This is a genomic window from Methanolobus profundi, from assembly GCF_900114835.1.
GTDB lineage: Archaea > Halobacteriota > Methanosarcinia > Methanosarcinales > Methanosarcinaceae > Methanolobus > Methanolobus profundi.
Genome location: NZ_FOUJ01000003.1, coordinates 1 through 12,406 on the forward strand (window position 1 = coordinate 1; position 12,406 = coordinate 12,406).

Below are 12,406 nucleotides of genomic sequence, written 5' to 3' on the forward strand. Positions count from 1 at the left end.
GAGAATGAAGCATCCTCATCACGGATCTTTTCAACAGTATAATACTTCTGGGAGTTAGTTAGGTTATCGCTTCCAATCGTAGTTACACCAGTAAGAAGAGTCACAAGGTTTGTTGCTGCACTATCACCAAAGGAGCCCATAGCACCATTAGATTGACCTGCTTCAGAATAAGATTTTGTATTTCCTGCATATACAAGGTTGTTCGCTGTGGTACCATCAGTGATGGAAACAACTACCTGATTGACATCTACAGGAGAACTACCGACATTAAGTCCTACTTTAAGCTTAAGAAGGTCAATTGTGTCTGACATATTTGTTGCTGAGTTCTTGGCACGGACACCCTCGATGGTCTTTACCATCAGGTTGGATGATACTTCCTGTGTAGCCTGCTTACCGGTTGACTGTGCCTTCTGCTGAAGTGTACCGGAAGTCTGAATCAATACAGCAGCTGCAACTGCTGCTACAAGAACCATGGCGATGAATATGATAAGGGTACCAATACCCACCTGAGCCCTGGTGTCTTTTTTCATATGTAATACTTTGTTTGCTTTCATGTACGATCCTCCTCTTTATATCCTTCGATTTTTGGATATACTACTATTATAGTAGTGAATAATATATATACCATTTGGTTGGAAATATCAAACAACAAACTAGTCGCAATTGCACAATGAAAATATATAAATAAAATAAAACTAATGTGTGTATGATATAGAGATGAATCCAGGACTCCTGCTGAACGGCACCATCAGTTTTGCAATAACATTGTCGTCCTTTGCATTCGCCTGGGTCTTATCCAGGAACCAGGACCAATACAAAGAGAATAGCAAACCTGCTCTTTTTTCGCTAATCATATTCTGGACAATTGTAGCAATAACATACCTGCCTACTTCACTCAGGATGTTCGCTGCATATTTTGGGAACCAGGAAATGGATGCTATATTATACTTCATAGCAGCAGTCCCATTTGCTTTTATTTCAGTTCCGCTGGTCTTTTTCATAATATATGTGATCACAGGAAGTATGAAGATCGGAGAATATACATCACTGATATTCACATTCATAGGAGCAGCTTATCTGGCATTCCTTTACAATAGCGGAATAGTCGGACCTATAGTAACTGACTGGGGTTCAATCTTTATGATCAACAGTGATGCTGCCATCAATCTATATCTGATGGGACTCTTTGTAATACCCACTTCAATGATACTTGGGCTTTTGTTGCTCATATTGTTGCAAAGGATGCCAAAGAGAATACGCTATAGAACAGCACTCCCACTCGTTGCAATATCATTCGTTTTTGATTTCATGCTTACGGACATGATAGCAATAGTTGATGTGATGCAGATGTTTGCACGCCTGTTCGTTCTTATAGGCACAGTGCTTGCATACCTTGCTTACTTCCCCCCACACACCGTACAGGAGAAGTTAGGCATCCAGGAACAAATGAATAACACTCACATAAACCCCATTGACCATAACATCGAATTCTTTTTGAAGGATAGGAATTAGAGACCTTAATATCAGACCTGTGCATTAAAAATGAAACAAAATATTGTTTCATTTAAAAGGTACCGATATTTTTAAATACATTAACACTTATGTACATGTTTGTACATTAAAGAACATACGTGGTTATTCGATGCACTCGGTTATAAATGATATAGTCAATTCTACAGAAAAGAGGATCCTGCAAATTGATAACGGAGATACCCTGAAAAGAGATCCAGAAAAAAGAGATATTGTCAATGCGATCAGAACTAAGAGGTCACTGAACAAAGTTGCTGTCATCTCAGAAGTTAAACCAGCATCTCCTGGCAAGAAACTAAGAGACATATCCCCGGAAGATGCAAAGGAGATAGCAAGCGAGATGGAAAGGGCCGGAGCAATCGCAATATCCGTACTTACTGAACCTGAGTTCTTCCATGGATCCCTCGACAACCTGAAAGCTGTAAGAAGTAATGTGTCCATCCCGGTACTACGCAAGGACTTTATTGTTGATAAGATCCAATTTGAAGAGACACAAAGCGACCTTATTCTACTGATAGCCGGAATACTTGGAACGAAACTTGAGGAAATGGTGCAATTAGCGATTTCAAAAGGATTCGAGCCCCTGGTAGAAGTACATAATAAAGAGGAACTTGAAGAAGCCCTAAAAACAAAAGCAAGAGTTATAGGTATAAACAACAGGGACCTCAGTACACTGGAGATCGATCTGGATACTACTCTTGAACTTGTTCCAAGAATAAAAGAATTCGATAATGAGAACGGAACTGAGCACATTATAATAAGTGAAAGTGGTATGCATACCACAGACGATATCAGGAAGGTTATAGAAGCAGGTGCTGATGCAGTACTTGTAGGCACCTCGATAATCAAAAGTGGCAAGATATATACCAAGACAAAAGAACTGGTTGATGCACTTGATGAATAAGACAGATGGAGGAAGAATATGAAAAGATCGATGTATGGCAAGTTTGGGGGGCAATTCGTTCCTGAGGTACTTATGCCTGCACTTACAGAGCTTGAAGAAGCCTATGACAAATATAAAGAGGATCCTGAATTCCTTGCAGAACTTGACTATTATATGAAGGAGTTCGCAGGCAGAGAAACACCACTCTATTTTGCGAAGAACCTGAGTAAAAAATACGGCATCAAGATATACCTTAAGAGAGAGGATCTTGTACATGGTGGTGCCCATAAGCTGAACAACACACTGGGACAGGCACTTCTGGCCAAATATATGGGAAAGGAAAGGCTCATTGCTGAGACAGGTGCAGGGCAGCATGGAACTGCAACTGCAATGGCTGCAGCTAATATGGGATTCATTTCCGAAGTATACATGGGTGCAAAGGACGTGGAACGTCAGCACATGAATGTTTACAGAATGGAGCTGATGGGGTCCAGGGTAAATGCAGTCGAATCCGGTTCAAAGACACTGAAAGATGCCATCAATGAGGCACTGAGGGACTGGGTCACCAATGTTGAGAACACGCACTACCTGATAGGTTCTGTGGTAGGACCACACCCATATCCAATGATAGTACGTGATTTCCAGAGTGTGATCGGGAAGGAAGTAAAGGAACAGATCATGGAGAAGGAAGGACGTTATCCAGATTCCATTGTTGCATGTGCAGGCGGTGGAAGCAATGCAATGGGCATATTCCATCCATTTATAGAGGATAAAGAGGTCAAGCTCTTCCCTGTTGAAGCAGGTGGCAAAGAGATGAAGACCACCGAAAAGGAAGCATTGCACTCATCCTCGCTCTGTGCCGGTGAAGAAGGTATACTTCAAGGCGCACACACAATGATATTACAGGATAAGTACGGACAGATACTTGAATCAAGTTCTGTATCTGCTGGCCTTGATTACTCTGGCGTGGGACCTGAACTTGCATATCTGGCAGATATTGGCCGGGTAACACCATGCAATGTCAATGATGATGAAGCACTTGAAGCATTCTACGAGCTCAGTCGCCTTGAAGGTATTATCCCTGCTCTGGAATCATCACATGCAGTAGCATATGTCATGAAGATGGCAAAGACAGGAGAACTTGGAGATCTTGTGGTCATCAGCCTTTCTGGCAGAGGTGACAAAGACCTCGAGACAGTATTTAAACTAAAAGAAGAGGAAGAGGCAAAAGAAGGAAAGGAGGCCTCCCTGTGAGAATAGCAGAGAAATTCGCAGAACTTGAAAAGAAAAAAGAGAAGGTACTGATCACTTACGTATGTGCAGGTGATCCTTCTGCAGAAGCAACAAAGGACATTGTCCATGCACTTGTAAAAGGTGGCGCTGATATAGTAGAACTTGGACTTCCATTCTCTGACCCTGTTGCAGATGGACCTACAATACAGGCTGCAGCTACCAGAGCACTTGCAGCAGGTATGACCCCGGACATCTATTTTGAGATGGCTGCATCGATCAAAGAAGATGTTCCACTTGTATGCATGACATATTACAACCTGATATACAAGAGAGGGACGGAAAAGTTTGCAAAGGACTGTGCAGAATCAGGAATTACAGGAATAATCGTTCCCGATCTTCCTGCAGAAGAATCAGATGAACTGCACGATGCATGCAAAAAGAATGGTGTTGACCTTATTTTCCTGATAACCCCTGTGACCACAGAATCAAGGATGAAGAACACACTTGAAAAGACATCAGGTTTTGTCTACATAGTCTCAAGACTTGGAGTTACAGGTGAAAGAGTAGATGTGGCAGATTCCACCAAGAAGATACTTGGACGTATCCACACAGATGTTCCAAAAGCTGTCGGTTTTGGCATATCCAATCAAAAACAGGCTTCTGAAGTTATCAAAGCAGGAGCAGATGCAGTTATAGTAGGATCTGCTTTTGTCAGCATCATTGCTTCAGGCGATAATGTCAATGAGAGAGTAGAGAAACTTGCATCCGAACTAAAAGAAGGCTGCAAAGAATAATAGTTAGATATTGGGAATAAAATAAAAACAGAAAGGAGTGGGGACTCATTCTGCAAATAGCTGATCCACGAACCATTTGGGATCGAATTTGCGCAGGTCATCATATCCCTGCCCCATTCCTAAGAACAATATTGGTTTTCCGGTGATGTATGCAATTGATATTGCTGCGCCACCTTTAGAATCGGCATCTGTTTTCGTAAGGATAGAACCATTTATCGCAACAGCATCATTGAACTGAGCTGCCCTTTCAACCGCATCATTACCTGCAACTGCCTCATCAACAAATATGATGAGATCTGGCGGAGCCACACGGCATACTTTCTTCAATTGCTCCATAAGGTTGATGTTCGTATGCATTCTTCCGGCAGTGTCTGACAGGACAACATCAACATTATTTGCCTTTGCATGCTGTATAGCATCATATATCACAGCAGCAGGGTCACCCTGTTCCTGATGTTTGATTATCTTCACACCGATCTTGTCGGCATGTATAGCAAGCTGGTCTATAGCACCTGCCCTGAATGTATCACCTGCAGCTACTACTACTGACATACCCTGATCCTTGAAGCGCTTTGATAATTTGGCAATGGATGTTGTTTTACCGGTTCCGTTGATACCAATGAAAACAATGTGTACTGGCTTATCAGCATCTTTTACGTAGTCATCGAGGTCGAATACATTTGCACTCATCACATCATAGATAGCTTTTTTGAGAGCATCTTCAACGATATTCCCGGTGTTGCTTCCTATACGACGCCTTGTCCCTACAAGCTGATTCTTGACGGACTCCACAATAGCCTCTGATACGGAAAGAGCGATATCGCTTTCAAGAAGTGCCATCTCAAGGTCCCATAATGGTTCTTCGAGATCATCTTCTTCAAGGATGAATTCCCTTTCAAAAACAAGAGCCTTTGCTTTCTGAGCAAAACCAAATTTCTTAGCGCCAGAGGACTCATTTTTAACTGATCCCGCCTCCGAGACCGGTTCGGACACTGGTACGGCTTCCTCAACTTTGGACTCGACAGTTTCCTGTGCGGAAGGTACTGGAGTTGATGATGTAGGCTCTTCCTGAGGAGCATCTGCAACAGCTTCCGGTTCTATAGCAACTGCCTTCTCATCGATCTTGCTGCTGATCTTATCTTTGAAGCCAGTAAGTTTTGACTTAAGCTTATTGAACACGTGATACAACCCGTAAATTTGTTAAAAATAGAAAAAAAAGGTTCACTGGGAACCTGGCATTCCCTGAGCCTGCTGCTGCTGGCTAAGGAATGATTCAATAGCCTGCATCTGCTGACTTATCTGAAGCAGGGCATTGTTCATATTGTCGAGAGCTGTCGTGAGCCTTTCCTTACGGCGCTCAAGAATAACCTTTGCATCCGCAATTGGCCTTTCGACACTTATACCTGCCCCGACATCAACCACTACATTATCAGAGCGGCTGATATTGGCATATACAAATGAACCGGAACCGATCGGGAACATCATCTCAGAACCATCAGAAACATTGCTGAGTTCTTCAATGGTGCCCAGAGCACGATTGCAATCCTCCATGGAGATCTGGACCATGCCTACCTGTTGCTGTAACATCTCCGCTCGCTTCTGGAACTCGCGGTGCTGGTTCGCAAGGACCCTTGGGTCCTGTCCATTCATACCTGCCATAGAGATCATGCCTCTGTAATACTTTCGATCTTTATCATGTTCCTTTTAAGACCATGCTGACTGCCAAAGAGTGAATACGCTTTGTCAAGTGCATTCTTCTCGTTCTGGCTCTCAATGGTCTTTGCGAACTTTTCCCATGCTATTCCGGCCCTGAATGTGCCTTTGACCTGAAATGTCTTCATTTGAATCACCTGTAACTGTTATTAAATAAAGCCCAGTGCGTCCTCTATTCTTCCAAGTTCATGACCCGTGGTCTTTGAACCTGCAACGTATCCTTTGGAATTGGCCAACAAGCCTGAGCCCACCATCTGTGTGCCGTAATTTGATGTGCCGATATCCACCGGAAGTCCGAACAGTTCTTCAAGAACCTCCAGTTCCGAAGCGGTAGCCCTTGGATTTACAAGCAGACCTTTGTTAGTAGCAACAGCGGCCATTCCTACGGTCTTGGTGCCTCCGATCGTGCCACGCCTGACATCGACCTTCAGAGCCTTTCCTATAGCTTCAATGGACCTGTCGCTGAGCTCTGGATGTACCAATGCAGCTGAATCGTTAGCCAGGACTACATTTCCTATGGCATTCAATTTGCCAGGGATCTCAAAGACGGGTACATCCATCTTATCCTGCCCCCTCACATTGGAACCTCTAGAAACAAGCAATGCATTGGAGTTTCCACGACAAAGTGAACCCACAATAGTACCTCCATTGATGAGAGTCTCCACTACATTAACCTGTAACAACTGCCCAAGGGCGTTTCTGGTATTCTCTGAAGTGTTCGGTGGCACAAGTGCCATATCTTCAGTACACGTTGCAAAAGCCCCAATAATGGGGCTTTCCTGAATAGTTATAGTTCTTAACATTATATTACGATCTATAGACTGGACTTTTCATGAGGAGCGATCATGCAAGTTCTGCCTGAACTTCGCCATCCTCGAACTTTGCAGCTCTTATACGAATGGACAAAGGTGGCTTCTCAGCACCGCGTTCCCATATCTTTTCGTTGATCGTCTTGTCTATCTTGATCATATCAGGTTCTGCCTTCATATGCTTTGTAAGGTATGACCTGATAACTTTCAGAGCGTGTTTGGACCTCTTCCAGCGAGGAGCTTCCTTCACTTCACGGAGAGGAATTGTGTATATCTGCTCTTTTACTATGTCGTCTGCCATTATGATCACCTGCTTATTTCACATCGAGACTGCTTCTTCTCCAGTGTCTTCTCTTTGGATGGCTTACAACCTTACGGTTGGTCTTGATGATGACCCAGGTAGGAACCCTGTGGTTCTGCCTGTGTGCCTTAGCCAGCCTTGTTTTCTGTCCTTTTGTATTGTGGCTCACTTGTCTCACCTTATACTATGATTGATATTGTTAAATTGATAGATCTTGAACTTTTTAGTTCATGATCGCTTTTTTGCGTTCGATAATATGCGACTGCACATGTGTTGGGAAGATATCCCTGACCTTTTCCGAACCATTGCGCTGTTTGATAAGTTCCCGAAGTTCGGTCTCATAGTCCGCTTTCAGGACATTCTCGCTCAGACCTTCCTCGATAACCAGATGTTCCTTCACAAGTTCATTGACCGCAGCACGCCCGAACCCTTTAAGGGGACATACATAATGAACCCCAAAACGGTCCTCAATACTCCTTATCTGAGAATGTTCCAGCAAAGGAACACGATCATCGCGACGGATACCGTCTGCAATGAAAGAGGTATTCTCATCAGAAGCAAGATGCTCGATCACACTTTTGTGAATGAAATTTATGGCATTCTTTGGAAAACCATCCTGCATGATAATATCATATGCCTTTTCAAGGATCGATATGTCAGGCCTGATAACCCTGTGAGGAAAACCAAGCGTTTCTGCAGCCTCTGAAGCTACCTCCCCTACAGGAAGTAACGAAAAACTGCATGTGACCAGTTCGATCTCGAAGAACGGCTCCAGCAATATTGCAGAAAGGGAACTATCCTTTCCACCGCTGAATAGGACTGATACCTGCATGAGAATTCTCACATACGCTTAATGGTGGGTTCCCTCTTCTTAGGTTGCATCTGAACCAGAAGCTGTTTGAGTTTCTCGTCATCGATCATTGATTGAAGCCTGCCACTTTGTGCAAGCATGATCAACTGAGATTCAAGCTGCTCTACCAGTTCCTTTCGGGACATACGTAGATTGGTCAGCCTCTCACGTGCTTCCGGAGTGAGGATCTGACGCATCAGAGCCTGCTTCTTTGCTTCCATCTCAGCCTGCGCCTGCTCCTGCTGCATTGCTGCCTGCATATCGGCACCGCCCATCTGTTGTTGGGTCGCCTGTTGCTGCTGCATTTGCGCAAGCCTTCTTCTTCTTATTTCTTCAAGGTCGTCCGTCATGAAAGTCACCTGTGCTTTACAGAAATGTAAGCAATGATCCCTTATAGGAGTTATCGAACACGAATTCTGCGATCAGTACTTAGCAAGACCAGGAATTGTTTCCACGAGGTCCTGTTTAACCTGATATGCAACGTTGTCAAGCATGGACTGTCCCTGTGGGGACACTACACGACCGCTCTTAAGAGCACGTACGAAACCTGCTTCTTCAAGCTGCTGAAGAGCTGTTCTTGCAATAGAACCGCTTCCCTTTGCTTTAACACCAGGTGCAGCTCCTCTGTCCTTCTTTCCACCGTAGACGGATCTAAGTCTCTCGACACCGATAGGACCCTGTGTGTAAACGGTCCTGAGTACTGCGGCACACCTTGTGTACCACCAGTCTTTTTCGCTAGGTGGAAGCTCTTTGTGCACACCGGTCTTTGCGTAAATTGCCCACTCAGGCGGATTTACTTTATCATTCTCTTTCAACTTTTCTGCTACCTTTGTTATTAACTCGGCTGCAGGAACGTCATATACAGTTGTCATTAATTATTCTCCTGAATTATAATATCTGTTAAGATACCCACCTTCTGCAGGACTCAATTGCATCAGGTATAGTTCAGCTGGATTTGTGATGTTTAAACTATTGAGTAGTATATACGTGTTTCGGCAGTTTTTGCTTATCCGCCCTATTTTTTGAAGGTTTGTTCCCTTGCAGGACCAACTGAGACGTATTCAACAGATACACCCATCTTCTCTTCAAGATAGGTAATATAGTCCTGTGCTGCCTGTGGAAGGTCAGCAAACTCCTTCACACCAGTAAGATCATCATCCCACCCAGGAAGGTCCTCATAGACAGGCTTGCATCTTGCAAGTGCAGATGTATCCTCTGGAGGATAGTCAATGATCTGCCCGTCAAGTTCGTATGCAACACATACCCTTACAGGGTCAAGGTTGGACAGGACATCGATCTTAGTAAGAGCAATTGATGTGTACCCATTGAGATAGATAGCTTTCTTAAGGAGCGGAAGATCGAACCATCCACATCTTCTTGATCTGCCTGTGGTTGTTCCAACTTCGCCACCGACTTCCTGTATCTGTTTTCCGACATCATCGAAAAGCTCTGTTGGAAGTGGTCCTTCTCCTACACGAGTAATATATGCCTTGACTATAGCCAGCACATTGTCGACCCTTGTAGGACCTACTCCGATATTGGCACATGCTGAACCTGCAATTGTACAGGATGATGTAACGAACTTCTGTGTTCCGTGTATGACATCCAGGTGAGTACCCTGTGCACCTTCAGCAAGGACATTCTTGCCTTCATCGATCGCTTTGTTAACTTCATATGATACATCAGTGATATAAGATGCAAAACGTTCACCGAGTTTCACATACTTATCTATAAGTGCCTCGTCCCTTACAATAGAAGGATCACCACCAAGTTCCTTTATTGCTGCTTCCTTTGAAGGTGCTATCTCTTCAAGTCTATTCAGGAACCGTTCCTTGTTTGTAAGATCTGCCATGCGGATCTCATCCCTGGCAACCTTGTCAATGTATGCAAATCCAATACCACGTTTTGTTGTTCCGATCTTCTCGGTCCTCATGGCCTCCCTGAGACCATCAAGTTCAATGTGATATGGCATTATTACACTGGCCTTGGCATCAACACCAACCCTCTTTGCATCAAGCTCGATACCACCCTCTGCAAGCATATCGATCTCTTCTGCCAGAACCCCTGGGTCAACAACAGTACCCGGACCAATAAGTACCCTTGAATCTAAAAGAAAACCTGAAGGAATAAGATGGAGCTTGTATACATCCTCACCCACCTTTACGGTGTGTCCTGCATTGTTCCCGCCCTGGAAACGAACGACCAGATCATACTCACCGGACATGAGGTCAACTATCTTACCTTTACCTTCATCGCCAAATTGCGCACCTGTGATTATCGTAAACATGGGTGCAGGATTATTCTGTTGGCTTAATAAAGTTTTGATTGGCCCTCAAAGGTCCTCTTCGAACACCAGCATGCGAGCCCCTTCATCAAAGAATCCGGAGGAATCTGCTCTACGACATCTGAGTGCCTTGGTGATACCCATATCTACCAGAGTATCGATGAGTTTTTCAGCAACCGTAATACTTACATTGAATTCAGACTGGAGCATATAGATGGCATCAGGCCGCTTTACCGAGTAGAAGCAGGCACGTGATCTCTTGTCGGAACTGCAGTCCCCATAACCATCACATTTCATTACACGAGAACTGTTCTTGAAGTGGATAGCAAGTCCCTGCCAGGAATGAACGTTATGCATCCCCTTGATACCGTATATAGTGGCCTTTGTTCTTTCTTTAGGTCGTATCACAAACAAGTATTGTGGCTAATTATATAATTATATTACGTATTTTAATTTCTAACTAATTTGACTTGCGAGTAAATAAACTTAAAAGTTTGACAATATAAGTTCAGAAGGTTTTAATACCATTAGATTGTTCATTAATAACGAGTGGAGATCAAATGCTGACAAGCACAATAATAACCACAACAACCAGTACGATATCTTCAACTGCAGCAGGTATTGCGATGACAACATCACCAGGGCTGCCCGAATACGGTGTGCTGGCGGTCATTGCACTGATATTGTTGCTTTCGGCAAAAGAGATCTTATCTGCTTCCGAGAAGTGGAACAGATCCCTTGATTGTTCATTAAATATGACGATCATGCCGTTGTTGGTATCGTTTGTAGCAATAGTGATCTTTAAGATATCAGAGATAATCTGATATCTTTTTCTTTTTTGATATTCATTAGCTACTGCCATTTAAAATAAAAAAGAAGACAGGACAGACCCACATAGTGGGCCCACGGTTATAGATAATTCGTGAACTTACTTATACCGATTCTTTCTGTATCCGAGCAATATTGCACCAAGGCAGACCACACCAATGACCCCACCTACAATCCCAAGATCAGGTAGCTTACTTTCCACACCTGAGGCAGACTCGTTCAGAATATAACCTTCGTGTGTTTCTGAGTCAGCAGTGCTTTCAAGGCTTTCAGAACCATCATCAGAGGTTGATGCCTCACTTTCAATATCTTCACCAATGCCATCCGAATCGCCCGTATCCTCACCAAGTGATTCTGCCGGAACTATCTTCAACTCAGTACCAGTATGACTGCTACTGCTTTTCTTTGTACTTGAAGAAGATGAAGAGGAGGAAGAAGAAGAACTATCATCATCGGTCTCTTCTTCGATATCACCAAGAGAGAGCTGTCTACTCTGGCCACCGATATTTAGATCAAAAACTCCTTCCGGCATATTCTCTGTAGTATATGTATATTCAAAATCACCATTAGAATCTGCAGTTATGGTGGCCTGTGCACCAAAAGTAAAAGTCACTTCACTACCAGAAGACGTACCACTTAATTTGATGTTGTATGTTCCACTGTGGATCTTCCCCGTTCCAAATGTGGCCACATTATTGTTTATCGAGATATAATTCCCAGGAACAGATATTGGAATACCCAATAGGGAGATAGAGATATCAAGATCATCCACACCTTCCGCTCTCAGGCTAAATGAATCAGAACCATCAGGAATTGTAACCTTTCCAATATTATATTCATACTCTCCATCTGAAACTGTCTGCACATTACCAAAAGAAACTGAAGCAGATATCTCTTCATTAGGATCTGCCTTGCCTGTGACGGTCACAGTATCTCCAGGCTGAGGATCCTCAGGAGATATCGTGAGCTCTGTCACCTCCGCATAAACAGGAGAGACCAATAAACTAAGAACAATTGCCACGATATATGATATGAGTATCGTTCTTGAATAAACTTTTGAAAGATGGAAAGGAAAAATATTTTTTATCATTATAAATGCATCTCCATGGATGAACCTCTGAGAGGAACGGAATTATGTTGCAACGTTCCATATAAAGGCATGTATTTATTTAATGCTTACT

The 12,406-nt window shown here is 43.4% G+C and carries 18 protein-coding genes; 5 read left to right on the plus strand and 13 right to left on the minus strand.

Going from position 1 to position 12,406, the window contains the following annotated elements:
- A partial coding sequence (locus BM008_RS07560; RefSeq protein WP_091935699.1) for an archaellin/type IV pilin N-terminal domain-containing protein occupies positions 1-554 on the minus strand: 554 nt, incomplete at its 3' end.
- Positions 555-717: 163 nt separating this feature from the next.
- On the opposite strand from BM008_RS07560, the gene BM008_RS07565 reads away from it, so the two are divergent.
- The 4 genes from BM008_RS07565 (at position 718) to trpA (ending at position 4,440) form a co-directional block, all read left to right on the plus strand.
- A complete protein-coding gene (locus BM008_RS07565) occupies positions 718-1,512 on the plus strand; it encodes a hypothetical protein (RefSeq protein ID WP_177188013.1) in 795 nt (264 codons plus the stop codon).
- Between the two features lie 130 nt (positions 1,513-1,642).
- Complete coding sequence (locus BM008_RS07570) at positions 1,643-2,434, plus strand: indole-3-glycerol-phosphate synthase (RefSeq protein WP_091935702.1); 792 nt, start codon at positions 1,643-1,645, stop codon at positions 2,432-2,434.
- An 18-nt stretch (positions 2,435-2,452) separates the two neighbouring features.
- A complete protein-coding gene (gene trpB, locus BM008_RS07575; protein ID WP_091935705.1) occupies positions 2,453-3,667 on the plus strand; it encodes a tryptophan synthase subunit beta in 1,215 nt (404 codons plus the stop codon).
- Complete coding sequence (gene trpA, locus BM008_RS07580) at positions 3,664-4,440, plus strand: tryptophan synthase subunit alpha (protein ID WP_091935708.1); 777 nt, start codon at positions 3,664-3,666, stop codon at positions 4,438-4,440. The genes trpB and trpA overlap by 4 nt, the downstream gene beginning before the upstream one ends.
- 45 nt (positions 4,441-4,485) lie before the next feature.
- On the opposite strand, the gene ftsY is transcribed toward trpA, so the two are convergent.
- From ftsY to BM008_RS07635, 11 genes are all read right to left on the minus strand, one after another.
- Complete coding sequence (ftsY, locus tag BM008_RS07585; protein WP_091935711.1) at positions 4,486-5,619, minus strand: signal recognition particle-docking protein FtsY; 1,134 nt, start codon at positions 5,617-5,619, stop codon at positions 4,486-4,488.
- Positions 5,620-5,661: 42 nt separating this feature from the next.
- Complete coding sequence (gene pfdA, locus BM008_RS07590; protein ID WP_091936313.1) at positions 5,662-6,099, minus strand: prefoldin subunit alpha; 438 nt, start codon at positions 6,097-6,099, stop codon at positions 5,662-5,664.
- A gap of 5 nt (positions 6,100-6,104) precedes the next feature.
- On the minus strand, positions 6,105-6,281 hold the full coding sequence (rpl18a, locus tag BM008_RS07595; RefSeq protein ID WP_245747968.1) for a 50S ribosomal protein L18Ae: 177 nt from the start codon (positions 6,279-6,281) through the stop codon (positions 6,105-6,107).
- Between the two features lie 21 nt (positions 6,282-6,302).
- On the minus strand, positions 6,303-6,956 hold the full coding sequence (locus BM008_RS07600; RefSeq protein ID WP_091935716.1) for a translation initiation factor IF-6: 654 nt from the start codon (positions 6,954-6,956) through the stop codon (positions 6,303-6,305).
- A 40-nt stretch (positions 6,957-6,996) separates the two neighbouring features.
- The gene (locus tag BM008_RS07605; RefSeq protein WP_091935719.1) at positions 6,997-7,263 is read right to left on the minus strand and encodes a 50S ribosomal protein L31e; all 267 of its coding nucleotides are present in this window, start codon (positions 7,261-7,263) and stop codon (positions 6,997-6,999) included.
- Positions 7,264-7,276: 13 nt separating this feature from the next.
- Positions 7,277-7,432: a 50S ribosomal protein L39e gene (locus BM008_RS07610; RefSeq protein WP_091935722.1), complete on the minus strand. Its 156-nt coding sequence runs from the start codon at positions 7,430-7,432 to the stop codon at positions 7,277-7,279.
- A 54-nt stretch (positions 7,433-7,486) separates the two neighbouring features.
- Positions 7,487-8,095: a DUF7411 family protein gene (locus BM008_RS07615; protein ID WP_091935725.1), complete on the minus strand. Its 609-nt coding sequence runs from the start codon at positions 8,093-8,095 to the stop codon at positions 7,487-7,489.
- A gap of 8 nt (positions 8,096-8,103) precedes the next feature.
- Positions 8,104-8,463, minus strand: a complete 360-nt coding sequence (locus BM008_RS07620) for a DNA-binding protein (protein WP_091935727.1) — start codon at positions 8,461-8,463, stop codon at positions 8,104-8,106.
- Between the two features lie 72 nt (positions 8,464-8,535).
- The gene (locus BM008_RS07625; protein WP_091935730.1) at positions 8,536-8,985 is read right to left on the minus strand and encodes a 30S ribosomal protein S19e; all 450 of its coding nucleotides are present in this window, start codon (positions 8,983-8,985) and stop codon (positions 8,536-8,538) included.
- A gap of 143 nt (positions 8,986-9,128) precedes the next feature.
- Positions 9,129-10,400, minus strand: a complete 1,272-nt coding sequence (locus BM008_RS07630) for an adenylosuccinate synthase (RefSeq protein WP_091935732.1) — start codon at positions 10,398-10,400, stop codon at positions 9,129-9,131.
- Between the two features lie 45 nt (positions 10,401-10,445).
- Positions 10,446-10,805 (minus strand): hypothetical protein, encoded by a 360-nt coding sequence (locus tag BM008_RS07635; protein ID WP_143072311.1) that lies wholly within the window; start codon positions 10,803-10,805, stop codon positions 10,446-10,448.
- A 152-nt stretch (positions 10,806-10,957) separates the two neighbouring features.
- On the opposite strand from BM008_RS07635, the gene BM008_RS07640 reads away from it, so the two are divergent.
- Positions 10,958-11,221, plus strand: a complete 264-nt coding sequence (locus BM008_RS07640) for a hypothetical protein (RefSeq protein ID WP_091935738.1) — start codon at positions 10,958-10,960, stop codon at positions 11,219-11,221.
- Positions 11,222-11,325: 104 nt separating this feature from the next.
- Here BM008_RS07640 and BM008_RS07645 read toward each other — a convergent pair whose 3' ends face one another.
- Entirely contained in the window at positions 11,326-12,315 is a 990-nt protein-coding gene (locus BM008_RS07645; protein WP_091935741.1) for an ML domain-containing protein, read from the minus strand.
- Positions 12,316-12,406 lie beyond the last annotated feature (91 nt).